Below are 15,684 nucleotides of genomic sequence, written 5' to 3' on the forward strand. Positions count from 1 at the left end.
TCGGCGAGCGCCGCGAGCGTGTTCTGCGACGTCGTCGATTTGCCGATGCCGCCTTTGCCGTAGAATGCGATTTGTCGAAGTGATGACATTCTGCTCTCCATCAACCGATTGCCAATGTCCCGCATGCGCCTTGCATGACGAGACCGCGTCCTCTCTCCAGAACCGGCAGACGGGTTATTGGGAAGGAGAGCATCGCTCGTCCGAAGCGTCGGCGTGCACTCAGCCCTCAACCTTTGCCTGAGCCCAGTTTTGCAACTGATGTGCCAGAGCTTTGGAATCGTTAAAAAGGCCATGTTTTGAAAGAGATGCGGCCAAGCTCGGCGCTAGGATGTACTTGTTGCAAATCCGACATCGGGGGTTTTCACCCGACGCTCCCGCGCCGTGCTGTCCGAAACGACACATGCCGCCGCGGCTCCGAGCGACGCTTCCGTAGAGAACACCGCGGAACGCTCGCCGAGGCCGGCCAGGAGCGGCGGTACGGAGTTTGCTTGATGTAGATCAAACCCGCTTTCGAACGGGCCAGCAGGAGTACTTTTGATGGCGAGCAAGGCGCGCGTCTTTGTCATTGAAGCCGATCAGGTGATCCGCTCGGCGCTCGGCTACATTCTCAGCGAGCGTCACGAGACCTTCACCTTCGCGGAGACCGCGGATGCACTGAGCAAGGCCGTGCGGGCCACACCCGATGCCGTCCTGGTCGGGAGCAGCATCCTGGAGGACGACGGCGCCGAGACCGTCGGCATGCTTGCCCGGAAGATGCATCAGGCTGGCATCATCGTGGTCGCGGGATCGACCCGATCGCCGCTCGCGTTGGCCGGCCTGCAGCAGGGCGCGGAAGCCATCATCGCCAAGCCGATCACTTTCGACGGCGTCACGCACGCGGTCGATTCCGTGCTGGCACGGCGCGGGAGCGAACCGGGCCCGACGGCATCGCCGGCCCGCATATCCACGGAGATCAGCCGGTGACACGGAGAGCCTGATGTTGAAGATGACCCAGACCACGGCGCCGGGGGCGCCGGACATCGAGGACATCGTCGAGAATTTCGCGCTGCTCGACGACTGGGACGACCGCTACCGCTATGTGATTGAGCTCGGCCGCGGCCTCCCGCCGCTGCCCGACGCCGACCGCAATGATGGCAACAAGGTGCAGGGCTGCACCAGCCAGGTCTGGCTCGCCACCACCGTGCGGCACGACGCCGCAGCACCGGCGCTCCACTTCATCGGCGACAGCGACGCCCACATCGTTCGCGGCCTGGTCGCGATCCTCCTGGCCATGGTGTCGGGCCGCACGGCAAGCGAGATCCTGGCCGCCGATCCGATCGCCCTGTTCGAGAAGCTCGGCCTACGCGAGCATCTCACGCCCCAGCGCTCCAACGGCTTCCGCTCGATGGTCAGCCGCATCAAGGCGGATGCGCAGGCGGCGCTCGCGGCGGCGGCATGAGATCCCGCTTTTCAATTCGTTTCGTTGATTAGTACAGCTTGTCGCGGCAGCGGTGGTGCACCCTCTCCCCTTGTGGGAGAGGGTGGCGGCCCCTGGCGATGCGAAGCATCGCCCTGGGCCGCCGGGTGAGGGGTTGTCTCGGCATATTCAGACGGTCGTGGCTCGCGGAGACAACCCCTCACCCGAGTTTGCCTGGGACTCACAGCGGTGCTGCCCTCTCCCACAAGGGGAGAGGGCGCATCAATCGGCACCGTCTCTTTGCGATCATCAAGCGTAGGGCAAGTCGTCTCTACGCGAAAAACTCCTGCGCCTTCCTCAGCGCGCGCACGAGGACATCGACCTCTTCCCGCGTGTTGTACATCGCGAACGAGGCACGGCAGGTCGCCGTCACGCCGAAGCGTTCCAGCAGCGGCATGGCGCAATGGGTGCCGGCGCGGACCGCGACGCCGGAGCGGTCGATGACGGTGGCGAAGTCGTGGGCGTGGGCGCCCTGCATCTCGAACGAGACGATCGCGCCCTTGTCGGCGGCATTGCCGATGATGCGCAGCGAGTTGATCTCGCGCAGCTGCTCGGTGGCATAGGCGACGAGATCATGCTCGTGCGCCGCGATGCGCTGCTTGCCGATCGAGGCGACGTAATCGATCGCCGCGCCGAGCCCAGCCGCTTCAACGATCGGCGGCGTGCCGGCCTCGAAGCGATGCGGCGGGTCGCCATAGGTGACAAAGTCCCGCGAGACCTCGCGGATCATCTCGCCGCCGCCGTTGAACGGCGGCATCGCGGCCAGGAGCTCGCGCTTGCCGTAGAGCGCGCCAATGCCGGTCGGACCATAGATCTTGTGCCCGGTGACGCAGTAGAAGTCGGCGTCGAGATCGCGGACGTCGACCTCCATGTGCACGGCGGCCTGCGAGCCGTCGACCAGCACGGGAATGCCGCGGGCGTGCGCGATGCGGATGACCTCCTTGACCGGAACGACGGTGCCGAGCACGTTCGACATCTGCGTCATCGCCACCATCCTGGTGCGCGGGCTCAGGAGCTTCTCGAATTCGTCGAGCAGGAAGTTGCCATCGTCATCGACCGGAGCCCATTTGATGACAGCACCCTGGCGCTCCCTGAGGAAATGCCAGGGAATGATATTGGCGTGGTGCTCCATGATCGAGAGCACGATCTCGTCACCGGGCCCGATGCGCTCGCGCCCGAAGGTCTGCGCCACCAGGTTCACCGCCTCGGTGGCGCCGCGGGTGAAGATGATCTGCTCCGGGCTCTCAGCATTGAGGAACGCCGCGACCTTGGCACGGGCGCCCTCATAGGCCTCGGTGGCGGCGTTGGCGAGATGATGCAGGCCGCGATGCACGTTGGCATATTCGGACGTATAGACCTGGTTCATCCGGTCGAGCACCGCCTGCGGCTTCTGCGCCGAGGCGGCGTTGTCGAGATAGACCAGCGGCTTGCCGTGCACCTGCATGCCGAGGATGGGAAAATCCGCCCGGATGCGGCCGACGTCGTAGCCGCTTCCCTGCACCGCTGCATGCATCATCTACTCCCGTCGTCCGAGCCAGCCCAGCATCGCCTCGGTCAGCGCCGCCCGCACGCTCTCATTGGCCGCGCCTTCGATGATCTCGCCGATGAAGGCCTGGATCAGCAGCGCCTTGGCCTCCTTGGGCGGAATGCCGCGCGCCATCAAGTAGAACAACAGCTCATCGTCGATGGCGCCGGTGGTCGTGCCGTGACCACACTGCACGTCGTCGGCGAAGATCTCGAGCTCCGGCTTGCTGTCGGCCTCGGCCTCGTCGGACAACAGCAGCGCCCGCGACATCATCTTGGCGTCGGTCTTCTGCGCGCCGGGGCTGACGGTGATCTTGCCCTGGAACACCGCGCGCGCGGTATCGCCGACGACGGCCTTGAAGGTCTCGCGGCTCTGGCCGTTCTCGGCGGCGTGCTCGATAGCGAGCGTGGCATCGGCATGCTGCGTGCCCGACAGCAGCGCGCCGCCGCGGATATCGGCGACGGTGCCCTCACCCGCAAGGCGGACGAACAGCTGATTGCGCACCAGGCCGCCGCCGGCAACGAAGCCGAGCTGGTTGAAGGTCGCGCGCGCGCCGATATTGGCGAGCAGCGAGCCGATATGCAGCGCGCTGTTGCCCTCGCTGACGACCTTGACGTGATCGATCCGCGCCTCGTCGCCGACGACGAGTTGCATTGCGGCGTTCACCTGATACTCGCTGCCGTCGGGTCCCTGATGCGTCTCGACTATGGTGGCGCTGGCGCCGGCACCGATATTGACCAGCGACCGCGTGAACATCGAGGTCGCGACCCAGTTGGTCGTGACGAAGGCGACATGGATCGGCCGGCTCAGCACGGTGCCCGGTGCGACCAGGATCACGACCCCATTGGCGGCCAGCGCGGTGTTGAGCGCCAGCGCCGGATCGTCGTCCGGCACCATCGGGCCGAGACGCTGCGACAGCAGCGGCTTGTCGGCGGCGAGCGCGTCGGCCATCGGCTGGATGGTGAGGCCAGTCTCGAGATCGGCGAGGTCCGACAGCTCGGGCACGAAGGCGCCGTCGACGACCATCAGCTTGCGAAAGCCGGCGCCGGCGAACAAGTCGCGCGCCTCGCGCGCCTTGGCCTTCGCAGCATCGTCCGGAAGCGAAGCGAGACGCTTCGCCTCCTTCATCTGCGTGCGAAGATCGGTGTAGCGCCAGGCTTCGACGCGCCGATGCGGCAGGCCGACCGCGTTGAAGCGGTCGAATGCGGCGGCGCGCACCGCCGTGATCTCCTCGCCACCCGGCAGATAGCGGCGGGCGCCCTGATACAGATCGGCCAGTCCGAGCTCGGCCTTGGTCTTGCGGATCGCGACGCCCATGCTCGTGCTCCTCGCGCTCTTACGCCGCTTCGCTCTGATACTGGGCGTAACCGGTCGCCTCGAGCTCGCGCGCGAGGTCCGCGGTCCCGGTGCGGACGATGCGCCCTGCCGCGAACACGTGGACGATGTCGGGCACGATGTAGTCGAGCAGCCGCTGATAATGGGTGATCACGATCATGCCGCGCTCAGCGGAGCGCAGCGCGTTGACGCCGTTGGCGACGACCTTCAGCGCATCGATGTCGAGACCGGAATCGGTTTCGTCGAGCACGCAGAGCGAGGGCTGCAGCAGCGCCATCTGCAGGGTCTCGTTGCGCTTCTTCTCGCCGCCGGAGAAGCCGACATTGAGCGGCCGCTTCAGCATGTCGGCGTCGATGTTCAGGGTCTTGGCGATCTCGCGCACGCGCTTGATCAGGTCGGGCGACGACAGCTCCTCCTCGCCGCGCGCCTTGCGCTGGGCATTGAAGGCGGCGCGCAGGAACGTCAGGGTGGCAACGCCGGGGATCTCCAGCGGGTATTGGAACGCGAGGAACACACCCTTGGCGGCGCGCTCGTCGGCAGCCATCGCCAGCAGGTCCTCGCCGTTGAGATAGACCTCACCGGCGGTGACCTCGTAGCCGGGCTTGCCGGCGAGCACGTAGGACAGCGTCGACTTGCCGGCACCGTTCGGCCCCATGATGGCGTGGATCTCGCCCTTGTTCACGGTCAGGTCCAGGCCCTGGATGATCTTCCGTCCGCCGGCGATCTCGGCGTGGAGTCCCTTGATTTCGAGCAGGGCCGTCATCGAACACTCCTTCTGATGTTGTCGCCGCGCGACGCCGTCATCCAACCGAACCTTCGAGCGAGATCGAGATCAGCTTCTGCGCCTCGACGGCGAATTCCATCGGCAATTGCTGCAGCACGTCCTTGACGAAGCCGTTGACGACGAGGCCGACCGCTTCCTCTTGGCTAAGGCCGCGCTGGATGCAGTAGAACAGCACGTCCTCGGAGATCTTGGACGTGGTTGCCTCGTGCTCGAACACCGCCGAGGAATTCTTCGCCTCGATGTAGGGCACGGTGTGTGCGCCGCATTTGTCGCCGATCAAGAGCGAGTCGCAGGCGGTGAAGTTGCGCGCCCCCGACGCCTTGCGATGCGCGCTGACGAGGCCGCGATAGGTGTTCTGCGACGTTCCGGCGGCGATGCCCTTGGAGATGATCCGGCTCGACGTGTTCTTGCCGAGATGGATCATCTTGGTGCCGCTGTCGACCTGCTGGAAGCCGTTGGAGATCGCGATCGAGTAGAACTCGCCGCTGGAATTGTCGCCACGCAGGATGCAGCTCGGATATTTCCAGGTGATCGCCGATCCCGTCTCGACCTGGGTCCAGGAGATCTTGGAATTGGTGCCGCGGCAGTCGCCACGCTTGGTGACGAAATTGTAGATGCCGCCGACCCCTTCCGAATTGCCGGGGTACCAGTTCTGCACCGTCGAATATTTGATCTCGGCATCATCGAGCGCGACCAGCTCGACCACGGCGGCATGGAGCTGGTTCTCGTCGCGCTGCGGCGCGGTGCAGCCTTCGAGATAGGAGACGTAGGCGCCCTTGTCGGCGATGATCAGGGTGCGCTCGAACTGGCCGGTGTTGCGCTCGTTGATGCGGAAATAGGTCGACAGCTCCATCGGACAGCGCACGCCCGGCGGGATGTAGACGAACGAACCGTCGGAGAAGACCGCCGAATTGAGCGTGGCGAAATAATTGTCGGTGGTCGGCACCACCGTGCCGAGATATTTCTGCACGAGGTCCGGGTGCTCGCGCAGCGCCTCGGAGATCGGCATGAAGATCACGCCGGCCTTTTTCAGCTCCTCCTTGAACGTCGTCGCCACCGACACCGAGTCGAACACGGCATCGACCGCGATCCTGCTGCGCGGCGCAGCCGCCTCGCCGTCGACATTGGCTTCCGCCGCCGCAGGCCGCTCGACGCCCTCGAGGATTTCGACCTCGCGCAGGGGAATGCCGAGCTTTTCGTAGGTTTTCAGGATTTCCGGATCGATCTCGTCGAGCGAGGCCACCTTCTTCTTCGGCTTCGGCGCGGCGTAATAATAGAGATCCTGATAGTCGATCCTGGGATAGCCGACCCGTGCCCAGGTCGGCTCGGTCATGGTCAGCCAGCGGCGATAGGCCTCCAGCCGCCATTCCAGCATCCAGGCCGGCTCGTTCTTCTTGGCCGAGATGAAGCGGATGGTGTCTTCCGACAGCCCCTTCGGAGCCTTCTCGGATTCGATGACGGTCTCGAATCCGTAGCGATATTGATCGACGTCAATGCCCTTGACCCGATCAATGGTCTCCTGAATTGCTGCCATCGCTCACTCCGCTTGCAATGTTTCCGCCGCGGCCCGCGTCAGGCAGGGACGCAGGTGTCCGGCACCGGACAGACAGCAGCGCATTGCGGCGCGTCGAAATGGCCTTCGCACTCCGTGCACTTCTTCGGATCGATGATGTACATGTCGTTCTTGAGCCGAATGGCTGCGTTCGGGCACTCGAACTCGCATGCCCCGCAGACCGTGCATTGTGAGGCGATGATCTTGTAGGTCATGTGCAGCTCCCGCGATTCCTGCGACATCGAGCGATGTCATTCGCGCGTTATCTTTCAAGCGCCGTGCCAGAGAGCATTTGGTTGATTTCTAAGGAGGATTCTAAAGTTCACCGGTCACGGCGAGCTGTCGCTCTCCCGACAGCATGTCGCAAGTGCGACAGGACGCGAGGTAAGCGGTAGTCTCCGAAATCGGACTGCCAACCGCGACGACGGTGCGCTCCCCTCCCCCTTGCGGGGAGGGGTCGGGGGTGTGGGTCCACGCGCACGCGGCATGTGATGCGCGCTGATGTCGAGGACACCGGCCATCGTTGATACATCGAACCGCTGAGCAACCGAGCGTAAGCCGCGGCAAGACCTGCATAACGATCGAATGCACTCACAACGATTTGCGTTCGGAGACCCCCACCCCCAACCCCTCCCCGCAAGGGGGAGGGGAGCCGACCGCCACCGTGGTTGAAAGCTCGACTCTCACGATGACTGCAGCGGTCGACCGCAGCGTGCGCCCAAACAAAAGGGCGCGCCAGCCGCGCGCCCTTCAAAGAGCCGAAGCCAGGCCGCTCAGAACCGCTTGACCTCGATGTTGTGCTTCTTCAGCGCGTAGCCGATCTGGCGCGGCGTGAGGCCGAGCAGGCGCGCGGCCTTGGCCTGGACCCAGCCGGACCGCTCCATCGCCTGCACGATGCGGTCGCGCTCCGGCACAGCGCCGCCCTCCATGCTATCGGAATACTCGCCGTCATCGGCATCGATCGCCGGCAGCTCGACGGGAGCCTCGACCGGCGCCGACGTCCGCGGCAGGATCGGCAGCGGCACCATCGGCTGGCCGCGCGGCGGCGGAGGCGTCACCGTATTGCCCTTCCACAGGATCGCCGACATGCACTCGTTGCGACTGCAGGCGAAGTCGTCCATGCCGATCGCCGAGCCCGTCGCCATGGTCGCGGTCCGCTGCACGCAGTTCTCCAGCTCGCGCACATTGCCAGGAAAGCCGCAATGCATCAGCACCTCGATGGCGCTGACGTCGAAGGTGAGATCGCGCTCGTTCTCGCAATTGAAGCGGCGCAGGAACTCGCGCGCCAACTGCGGGATGTCGCTGCGCCGCTCGCGCAGCGGCGGCAATTTGATCGGCACCACGCTGATGCGGTAGTAGAGGTCGGCGCGGAACTCGTTGCGCGACACCGCCTCCTCGAGATTGCGGTTGGTGGCGGTGACGATGCGGACGTCGACCTTGATGGTCTGGTTGCCGCCGACGCGCTCGAACTCCTGCTCCTGCAGCACGCGCAGCAGCTTGGCCTGGAACGCCGGGGAGATCTCGCCGATCTCGTCGAGGAACAATGTGCCCTTGTCGGCCAGTTCGAAGCGGCCCTTGCGAGCGTTGATCGCGCCCGTGAAGGCGCCCTTCTCGTGGCCGAACAGCTCCGACTCCAGCACCGTCTCCGGCAATGCGGCGCAGTTGATCTTGATGAACGGCCGCTTCGCGCGATTGGACAGTTCATGGATCGCCTTCGCCACCAGCTCCTTGCCGGTGCCGGATTCCCCGCGCAGCAGCACCGGCGCATTCGACTTGGCGACGACGTTGATCTTCTCCAGCAGCGCGCGCAGCGCCGGGCTGTCGCCGACGATGCCGTCGACCAGCACCCTCTTGCGATCCTTCGACACCGGCTTCAGTTCCGAGAGCTCCTTCTGCAGCCGGTGGCTTTCCGCCATCAACCGCTCGCGGTCGCGCGCCACGACGCGATGCAGCTTGATGGTCTGGCCGATCAGATTGGCGACCATGGTCAGGAAGCGCACATCGGAATCCAGCCGGAAGACGGCGCGGCCGTCCCAGACCCGGTCGATCGTCAGGGTGCCGACGACGCGCTGGTCGATGCGGATGGGAACACCGAGGAAGGACACACGGGTGTCGGCGCCGGCGCCGAGCGTGGCCGCATCCGCATCGCTGAAGGCGGGATGATCGGCGACGTTCTCGGCGATCAGCGGCACGGCGGTGGCGACGATCTGGTCAATGGCCTTCTGCGGCAGGCGCTCGCGATAACGCTGGTCGCTGCCTTCGCTCCACCCGGCCCCGACTGCGAGATCGGGAATGCCGTCATCGGCGAGCAGCGACACCACGCCGTGGCGCATCTGCATGAAGGACTGCAACAGGTTGACGACATTGGCGAGGGTGATCTCCAGCCGCGTCGGCGCGGCGAGAATTTTCGAGATTTCGAAAATTCCGGTCAGCGCGATCTCGCTGAGCGGGATCGGCGCGGCGTTGGACCTGACGTCCTGAGCTTCGACCTGACGTGTTTCCGTTTGGACCATCGTCGCTTCTCTGATCGTCACGAACGCCTTGGTGAAGCCGCCCGTGATTGTAGGTGTTCTAACATCCTCCCTTAACCGCAGATGATTGTCGTGCCTAACTTTGCTGCATTGCCGCAGAAGTAGTGTGCAACGGACAGATCAGAAAAGCTGCAGGCTTTCATGATGTTAACAAATTAGTTTGCACCCGTGACGATGCGTGCATTGCACGTCCGCCCGGGCGGCAAAGACGATGCGCCTGACGATTTCGCGTTGTCTTCTCGACATCTAGTATTCGCGTATCCGCCGGCATGTTTGCGACCGGATCGCAACGGACAACACCTGAACACCAACTTTCCACGTCCGGCCCGCCGCTCGACTCCTTCGGCTGCCAGCCGCGGCATGACGCGTTCACATCCGCGTGTCGGCCGCGCGCGGCTGTGATCAACCTAGAGGTGCTGCCCCCCGTTGATCTGAATCTCCTCGCCGGTCACGTAGCTCGCCGCATCCGAGCACAAAAAGAACAGCACCTTGGCGACCTCTTCCGGCGCGCCGATCCGGCGCATCGGAATCAGCGGCGAGAACCGCGCCTCGGTCTCCGGCGACACCATCTCGGTCTTGATCTCGCCCGGCGCGATGGCGTTGACGCGGATGCCATGCGGCGCGAAGTCGTGCGCCATCTCGCGAGTCAGGCAGGCGAGCGCCGCCTTCGAGGTCGCATAGGCTGTGCCCGCAAACGGATGGACGCGTGTGCCGACGATCGAGGTCACGTTGACGACCGCGCCCTGCCCGCGCTTCAGCTCCTCGAACAGCCCGCGCGCCAGCAGGATCGGTCCGAGAAAATTGACGTGAAAGACGGTCATCCAGGTTTCGACCGAGGTCGACAGCGAATCCAGCCGGCCGCCGTCGCCGGCCTTCGGAGAGATCGCGGCATTGTTGATCAAGGCATGCAGCGGCGCGCCGTCGAGCCGCTGCTTGATGTCGGCAATCGCACGCGGGATCGCCTTGCGATCGCTGAGATCGACCTGGACGTGATTGTCGGGACCGGCGTCCCACGGACAGCGGCCGCCATCGAAAGGCTGGCGCGAGCAGGTGATGATGCGCCAGCCGGCGTCGGAGAACAGCTTTGCGGTCGCATGACCGATGCCGCGCGAGCCGCCGGTCAGCACGAGCGTTTTCTGCTCGGTGCGCGCGGGCCGCTCGGCGGCGGCCATGTCTCGATGGAACGGGCACGCCGTGATGGTCTCGGCCGCCTCGATGACGGGTTCGCGGACGTCCTGGTCGAGATCGAGGCTCACCTCATCCGTCCTGATCCTGCGCCGCAACGCCACCAGGACGCCGGCTACCGAGCTTCGGCTGCTGCCTTTGCCTCAGACGTGGTCTGGGCGCAGGCTCCGCGACGATCGGAAATACCAGTGGTATCGCCATGCTCCGGCTGTGCAGATTCCGGGCCAGCGAAAACAGCGGGCAAAGCAGCCTTTTCCTGTCGGGTTCGCGACAGATTGGCGGGTTCTGGACACATCTCGCGTCGGCTTTGGACCGCGTCCTTCGCAAGACCGTCAAAGCGCGATCGTTTTCAGAACGATGGCCGATGGTCCAACTCTTGCTCGACGGAACCGATCATTCGAACTGGAAGACCGCTTGTCAGTCGAACGACGGACAGCCACGAGACGCCAACAGCGTATGGACCAGGACATGGGGACGAATGCAGTGCGCTTCGCCGTGGTCCTCGGGACCAACGACGTCGCGTCGGCGATCGGCGTGCATCTGCATCGTGCCGGCTTCTGCGTGGTGCTGTCGCATGATCCCAATCCGCCGGTCATGCGCCGCAAGATGGCGTTTCACGACGCCCTGTTCGGCGACACGGTCCGCGTCGAGAACGTGACCGGCGAGCGCATCGAGAGCACGATGGAGGTGTTCAAGGCGCTCGGCAATCCCCGGCACGTCCTCGTCACCCCACTTGGATTGCTCGATCTCCTGCCGGTCCGTACCATCGACGTCCTGATCGACGCGCGGATGCAGAGGCGCGAAGTGACCCCGGACCTGCGCGGCATGACGCGGCTCTCGATCGGCATCGGTCCGGGTTTCTCGCCGTCGGCCAATTGCGATATCGCGATCGAGACCCGGCCGGACCGGGTCGGCCAGATCGTACGCCAGGGCTGGACGCTGGCAACGGATGATGTCGGCGCGCTCGTCGGCGTCGAGTGCCTGGTGCATTCGCCGCATGAGGGCCGATGGCATACTCCGATCGAGATCGGCACGCGCATCTACAAGGGCTTCGTGATCGGCCATCTCTCCGGCGCGCCGGTCACGGCCCCCCATGACGGCATCCTGCGCGGCATCGTCCGCGACGGCAGCGACCTGCCGGCCGGCATCGCGCTCGCCGAGATCGATCCACGCGGCCGTCATGCGCAGTGGACCGGGATCGATGCGCAGGGACAGGCACTCGCCCAGGCGACGCTGGCCGCCATGCGGCTGCATGTCGCGCACTGCATCAGGACGAGCGCGAGCCTGCCCGCGGACCTGCCCGCGGATCAGATCGTTTCGAACGATTCTGATTAGCCCGCGCCCTGCGCGCCGGCCTTGGCATCCCGGTTGCTTATCGTTTGCAGGAGCGAGCAACAGCCATGATCATCTGTTCCTGCAACGTCATCAGCGACACGGCCATTCGCGACGTCGTCACGGCGGCCGACATCACCTTCGGCTCGCCGGCGCAAGTGTATGATTGTCTCGGCTGCACGGTCCAATGCGGCCTCTGCTCGCGCTCGGTGAAACGGATTCTCGACGAGCGGCAGGCTGACACGGCCGTCGCGGCGGTGTGGCCGGTGCAGCCCGAGCCGGCGCCGTGCGCGATGATGTCCGCCGCGTAGCTCCGACACGGATTTGTCGGATGTCGGACAAAGGCGACAACGCCGAGCTGCACACGTCTATCCGCATCGCAGTCCGTCACCTCAATGCGTGTTGCTCTCGCTCCACGTCTCCAGGTCCTTGGCCGCCTCCGAGCGCTGCTCCTTCTCCGGCTTCTCGGCCCAGGGCTTGTCGGTCTGCTTCATCGAGCCCCAGTCGCTTTTCTGGCGCGGATCGTCCTTCGGCGTTTCCTTGCTCATCAGCTCGCTCCTTGTCCGCTCGCGCTCACCCGGCGGGATCCTCGGTGGCACGCCTCGACGGTGTGACCTGCGTGGCAATCATCGGGACGAGACGAAGTTCCAAGGCATGCTCGCCATAGGCGATCTGCCGCGGAGCTGCCGCCGCGTGCTCCGCGCTGCAAATTGCGAATAGCCGGTCGGATGGTTCGTTGCGGCCGGACTCACGCCGCGTCGGCCGGCACCATCGCCTCGATCGTGACGCCGGCGCCGGTGGAGGCCACCGTCAGGGTGCCCCCCAGCGCCAGCAGCCGCTCGCGCATGCCGGTGAGGCCGAAGCCGAGCTTGTGCTCCGGGCTGAACCCGCGGCCATCGTCGCGGACGCGCACCCGCGTGTAGCTGCGGCGATGGCCGGCCGTCGTCTGCTGCAGCGGCTCGATGGTGACGTCGACCGCGGTGGCCTCGGCGTGGCGGAACACGTTGGTCAGCGCCTCCTGCACCACCCGGTAGATCGTCAGCTCCGCCGTCTCGTTGCTGCGCACGACCGTGTCGGTGAAGCTGGTCTCGATCGCGACCTCCGGGCGCGACTCCCGCCACAGCCGCACCAAAGCGCCGAGCGCCTCGCGTAAGCCAAGCTCGGCGAGGCCGACGGGCCGCAGCCGCTCCAGGATGCGGCGGTTGAACTGCTGCACGGCGTTGACCTGGTCGAGGATCGCCTGGCCGTGCCGGCGCATCGCGGCGACGTCGAGCGTCGCAGCCTCCGGCAATCGCATCAGCGCGCTGGCATGGGCGCGCAGCGCGAACAAATGCGGCCCGAACTCGTCATGCAGCTCGCGCGCGATTTCCTTGCGCTCGTGGTCCTGCAGCGACACCGTGCGCTCGGCGAGGCGGCGCTTCTCCTCCACCGCCTCGCCGAGCGCGCCGGCGAGATGGTTGAGCTTGGCGCAGAGCGCCGCGAGCTCGGGCGCGCCGCCCGGCTTGACGCGGGTATCGTAGGCGCCGGCCTCGATCCGGCTCATCGCGTCCGACAGATCCGAAAGCGGCGCCAGCGCGCGGCCGACGACGAGCATGGTGATCGCGAACAACGCCAGCCCGACCAGCGAGCCGACGACGAGCTGGGTGACGATGCCGTCCCAGATCTCCGCGATCTCGTCGTCGGGATGCGAGGTGATCACCAGCGAGTCACTTTGGCCGGCGACGATGACCGGCATGCTGACCGAGGTCTTGTCGGGATGCACCAGTGCGATGAACCACGCCGGTGCCGCGCGGCCGACGCCGGGAGAGGGCGGAGTCTGCGCCGGCATTCCCTGCCGTCTCACGCTGACGTGACGAAGCTGTCGGAGATCGCCGACGATCCGGTCCAGCCGCGCGTTCGGATCCGGCGCGTCGTTGACCTCGTCCATGATGGTCTCGACGAAGGCCCGCGTCAGGCGGATGACGCTCTGGTCCTCCGCCAGCACGCGCGGCGCCGCCTCCAGCACGAGACGGCCGATGTTGATGGCGAGGCCCAGCGTCAGCAGCAGCGCCAGCAGCACGTTGATGCGGGTCCGCAACGACCAATTCTGCCACATTCTCTCCGCCTCACCGCCACCGGGTTTCATGCGCACTCACATTGACAGACAAATCCGCCGGCGATCTAATTGCAACATCATGCAATACCGCGCAGCATGCATTAATGATGCATCGCAACAATGACGCGAGTTGGAAGTCCGGGACCCCAAGGCCATGCGCGTACTGATCGTCGATGACCATCCCATTGTGGCATCAGGCTGCCGGGCCCTGCTCTCGACCGATCCGGAGCTCGAGCTGATCGAAGCCGCGGACGCCGAGAGCGGCGAAGCCGGCTTCATCGCGCGCCGGCCGGACGTCTGCGTCGTCGACATCAACCTGCCGACCGTCTCCGGCTTCGAGCTGGCGCGGCGCATCCTCGCCCACGACGGCAATGCCCGGCTGATCATGTTCAGCATGAACGACGATCCGGTGTTCGCGGCGCGCGCCATCGACATCGGCGCCAAGGGCTACGTCTCCAAGAGCGGCGATCCGAACGATCTCGCCGAGGCGATCCGCGAGGTCGCCCGCGGCGGCAGCTATCTGCCGCCGGCGATCGCGCGCAGCATCGCGTTCGCGGGCGCCGCCGTCGCGCAGAGCCCGCTGGCGAAACTGACCTCGCGCGAGCTCGAGATCCTGCGCCTGCTCAGCGCCGGCAAGAGCCTGTCCGAGATTGCCTGGCTGATCCACTCGTCCTACAAGACCGTCGCCAACACCTCCTCGATCATCCGCCAGAAGCTCGGCGTGCGAACATCCGGCGAGCTGGTGCGTTTGGCGATCGAGAACGGCGTTGCTTGACTCGTCCCGATTGAACGACGCAGCCTGACACGCGTTGGCGATAGCCACGCCAACAGCCCGACATCATTGCCGAACAGGTGATCCCATGACGCTCACGACCGTCTCCCAGAACAAATCCCATGGCGGCGTCCAGGGCGTCTACCGCCACGCCAGCCAGGAGACCAGGACCGAGATGACGTTCTCGGTGTTCGTGCCGCCGCATGCCGACGGCGCGAAGCTGCCGGTCGTCTGGTATCTCTCCGGCCTGACCTGCACCCACGCCAACGTCACCGAGAAGGGCGAGTTTCGCGCCGCCTGCGCCGAGCTCGGCCTGGTCTTTGTGGCGCCCGACACTTCGCCGCGCGGCGACGGCGTGCCCGGCGATCCCAACAACGCCTATGATTTCGGCCTCGGCGCCGGCTTCTATGTCGACGCGACCGAGGCACCGTTCGCGAAGAACTACCGGATGTGGAGCTACGTCACCGAGGAGCTGCCGAGCGTGGTCGCGGCAAACTTCCCGGTCGATCCGCGCCGGCAGTCGGTGATGGGCCACTCGATGGGCGGCCATGGCGCGCTCACGGTGGCGTTGCGCAACCCCGACCGCTACCGCGCGGCCAGCGCGTTCTCGCCGATCGTCGCGCCGTCGCAGGTGCCGTGGGGCGAGAAGGCCCTGGGCGGCTATCTCGGCGCCGACAAGGCGGCGTGGCGCAAGCACGATGCGGTGGCGCTGATCGAGGACGGCGCGCGCGTCTCCGACCTGCTGGTCGATGTCGGCACCGCCGATCAGTTCCTGACCCAGCAGTTGCGCCCGGAGTTGCTCAAGGCCGCTTGCGACAAGGCCCACATCCCGCTGCTGCTGCGCAAGCAGGAGGGCTACGACCACAGCTACTACTTCATCTCGACCTACATGGCCGATCATCTGCGCTGGCACGCCGCGCGGCTCGGCCGCTGACATCAGCCGCGGCCTTGATTTGCCCGACGGGCGCGATCGCGCGCCGTCGAGGCAATGTCATGATCTTCACCGCCCGATCATCTGCTGCGCGCGCAGGCCGATTTCCGCAGGCCGCGCAAGGCGATCACCGTGTCCAGTGCGTCGGGGAAAAAGATTCTGCTTTCGCTTTTCCAGAATACATGA

General features: G+C 65.6%; 16 protein-coding genes. 6 read left to right on the forward strand and 10 right to left on the reverse strand.

What is annotated here, in order from left to right; all coding sequences use genetic code 11:
- A partial coding sequence (locus QX128_RS33275; protein WP_410051481.1) for a hypothetical protein occupies positions 1-89 on the reverse strand: 89 nt, incomplete at its 3' end.
- 448 nt (positions 90-537) lie between these two features.
- Here QX128_RS33275 and QX128_RS31860 point away from each other — a divergent pair.
- Both QX128_RS31860 and QX128_RS31865 read left to right on the forward strand, forming a co-directional pair.
- A complete protein-coding gene (locus tag QX128_RS31860; RefSeq protein WP_315803698.1) occupies positions 538-963 on the forward strand; it encodes a response regulator in 426 nt (141 codons plus the stop codon).
- A 13-nt stretch (positions 964-976) separates the two neighbouring features.
- The gene (locus tag QX128_RS31865) at positions 977-1,438 is read left to right on the forward strand and encodes a SufE family protein (RefSeq protein WP_316239535.1); all 462 of its coding nucleotides are present in this window, start codon (positions 977-979) and stop codon (positions 1,436-1,438) included.
- A 289-nt stretch (positions 1,439-1,727) separates the two neighbouring features.
- Here the strand turns inward: QX128_RS31865 and QX128_RS31870 are convergent, their stop codons facing one another.
- From QX128_RS31870 to QX128_RS31900, 7 genes are all read right to left on the reverse strand, one after another.
- Complete coding sequence (locus QX128_RS31870) at positions 1,728-2,969, reverse strand: cysteine desulfurase (protein WP_315803801.1); 1,242 nt, start codon at positions 2,967-2,969, stop codon at positions 1,728-1,730.
- Between the two features lie 3 nt (positions 2,970-2,972).
- Positions 2,973-4,298, reverse strand: coding sequence for a Fe-S cluster assembly protein SufD (sufD, locus tag QX128_RS31875; RefSeq protein ID WP_316216998.1), 1,326 nt, complete (start codon positions 4,296-4,298; stop codon positions 2,973-2,975).
- 19 nt (positions 4,299-4,317) lie between these two features.
- A complete protein-coding gene (gene sufC, locus QX128_RS31880) occupies positions 4,318-5,079 on the reverse strand; it encodes a Fe-S cluster assembly ATPase SufC (RefSeq protein WP_315803701.1) in 762 nt (253 codons plus the stop codon).
- A 37-nt stretch (positions 5,080-5,116) separates the two neighbouring features.
- Entirely contained in the window at positions 5,117-6,634 is a 1,518-nt protein-coding gene (sufB, locus tag QX128_RS31885; RefSeq protein ID WP_316239536.1) for a Fe-S cluster assembly protein SufB, read from the reverse strand.
- Between the two features lie 38 nt (positions 6,635-6,672).
- Positions 6,673-6,867 carry a 4Fe-4S dicluster domain-containing protein gene (locus tag QX128_RS31890; RefSeq protein ID WP_006609648.1) on the reverse strand — a complete coding sequence of 65 codons (195 nt, stop codon included), beginning with the start codon at positions 6,865-6,867 and terminating at the stop codon, positions 6,673-6,675.
- 558 nt (positions 6,868-7,425) lie between these two features.
- Positions 7,426-9,165 (reverse strand): nif-specific transcriptional activator NifA, encoded by a 1,740-nt coding sequence (nifA, locus tag QX128_RS31895; protein WP_316239537.1) that lies wholly within the window; start codon positions 9,163-9,165, stop codon positions 7,426-7,428.
- Positions 9,166-9,590: 425 nt separating this feature from the next.
- Positions 9,591-10,439, reverse strand: a complete 849-nt coding sequence (locus tag QX128_RS31900) for an SDR family oxidoreductase (RefSeq protein ID WP_316239538.1) — start codon at positions 10,437-10,439, stop codon at positions 9,591-9,593.
- Between the two features lie 397 nt (positions 10,440-10,836).
- Here QX128_RS31900 and QX128_RS31905 point away from each other — a divergent pair, with 397 nt between their 5' ends.
- Positions 10,837-11,703: a xanthine dehydrogenase gene (locus QX128_RS31905; RefSeq protein ID WP_315803705.1), complete on the forward strand. Its 867-nt coding sequence runs from the start codon at positions 10,837-10,839 to the stop codon at positions 11,701-11,703.
- A 65-nt stretch (positions 11,704-11,768) separates the two neighbouring features.
- Positions 11,769-12,011: a bacterioferritin-associated ferredoxin gene (locus QX128_RS31910; RefSeq protein WP_316179915.1), complete on the forward strand. Its 243-nt coding sequence runs from the start codon at positions 11,769-11,771 to the stop codon at positions 12,009-12,011.
- Positions 12,012-12,092: 81 nt separating this feature from the next.
- Here the strand turns inward: QX128_RS31910 and QX128_RS31915 are convergent, their stop codons facing one another.
- Together QX128_RS31915 and QX128_RS31920 are read right to left on the reverse strand one after the other, a co-directional pair.
- Positions 12,093-12,248, reverse strand: coding sequence for a hypothetical protein (locus QX128_RS31915; RefSeq protein ID WP_315803707.1), 156 nt, complete (start codon positions 12,246-12,248; stop codon positions 12,093-12,095).
- Between the two features lie 200 nt (positions 12,249-12,448).
- On the reverse strand, positions 12,449-13,795 hold the full coding sequence (locus QX128_RS31920) for an ATP-binding protein (protein WP_315803708.1): 1,347 nt from the start codon (positions 13,793-13,795) through the stop codon (positions 12,449-12,451).
- Positions 13,796-13,949: 154 nt separating this feature from the next.
- On the opposite strand from QX128_RS31920, the gene QX128_RS31925 reads away from it, so the two are divergent.
- Together QX128_RS31925 and fghA are read left to right on the forward strand one after the other, a co-directional pair.
- Positions 13,950-14,570, forward strand: a complete 621-nt coding sequence (locus QX128_RS31925) for a response regulator transcription factor (protein WP_315803709.1) — start codon at positions 13,950-13,952, stop codon at positions 14,568-14,570.
- Positions 14,571-14,655: 85 nt separating this feature from the next.
- Positions 14,656-15,501: an S-formylglutathione hydrolase gene (gene fghA / locus QX128_RS31930; RefSeq protein ID WP_315803710.1), complete on the forward strand. Its 846-nt coding sequence runs from the start codon at positions 14,656-14,658 to the stop codon at positions 15,499-15,501.
- Positions 15,502-15,684: the final 183 nt, after the last annotated feature.

Source organism: Bradyrhizobium sp. SZCCHNR1015 (assembly GCF_032489875.1).
Classification (GTDB): Bacteria; Pseudomonadota; Alphaproteobacteria; order Rhizobiales; family Xanthobacteraceae; genus Bradyrhizobium.

Coding starts and splice junctions, on each gene's coding strand:
- QX128_RS31860 (WP_315803698.1), top strand. CDS start 538: ATGGCGAGCAAGGCGCGCGTCTTTGTCATTGAAGCCGATCAGGTGATC.
- QX128_RS31865 (WP_316239535.1), top strand. CDS start 977: ATGTTGAAGATGACCCAGACCACGGCGCCGGGGGCGCCGGACATCGAG.
- QX128_RS31870 (WP_315803801.1), bottom strand. CDS start 2,969: ATGCATGCAGCGGTGCAGGGAAGCGGCTACGACGTCGGCCGCATCCGG.
- sufD (WP_316216998.1), bottom strand. CDS start 4,298: ATGGGCGTCGCGATCCGCAAGACCAAGGCCGAGCTCGGACTGGCCGAT.
- sufC (WP_315803701.1), bottom strand. CDS start 5,079: ATGACGGCCCTGCTCGAAATCAAGGGACTCCACGCCGAGATCGCCGGC.
- sufB (WP_316239536.1), bottom strand. CDS start 6,634: ATGGCAGCAATTCAGGAGACCATTGATCGGGTCAAGGGCATTGACGTC.
- QX128_RS31890 (WP_006609648.1), bottom strand. CDS start 6,867: ATGACCTACAAGATCATCGCCTCACAATGCACGGTCTGCGGGGCATGC.
- nifA (WP_316239537.1), bottom strand. CDS start 9,165: ATGGTCCAAACGGAAACACGTCAGGTCGAAGCTCAGGACGTCAGGTCC.
- QX128_RS31905 (WP_315803705.1), top strand. CDS start 10,837: ATGGGGACGAATGCAGTGCGCTTCGCCGTGGTCCTCGGGACCAACGAC.
- QX128_RS31910 (WP_316179915.1), top strand. CDS start 11,769: ATGATCATCTGTTCCTGCAACGTCATCAGCGACACGGCCATTCGCGAC.
- QX128_RS31915 (WP_315803707.1), bottom strand. CDS start 12,248: ATGAGCAAGGAAACGCCGAAGGACGATCCGCGCCAGAAAAGCGACTGG.
- QX128_RS31920 (WP_315803708.1), bottom strand. CDS start 13,795: ATGTGGCAGAATTGGTCGTTGCGGACCCGCATCAACGTGCTGCTGGCG.
- QX128_RS31925 (WP_315803709.1), top strand. CDS start 13,950: ATGCGCGTACTGATCGTCGATGACCATCCCATTGTGGCATCAGGCTGC.
- fghA (WP_315803710.1), top strand. CDS start 14,656: ATGACGCTCACGACCGTCTCCCAGAACAAATCCCATGGCGGCGTCCAG.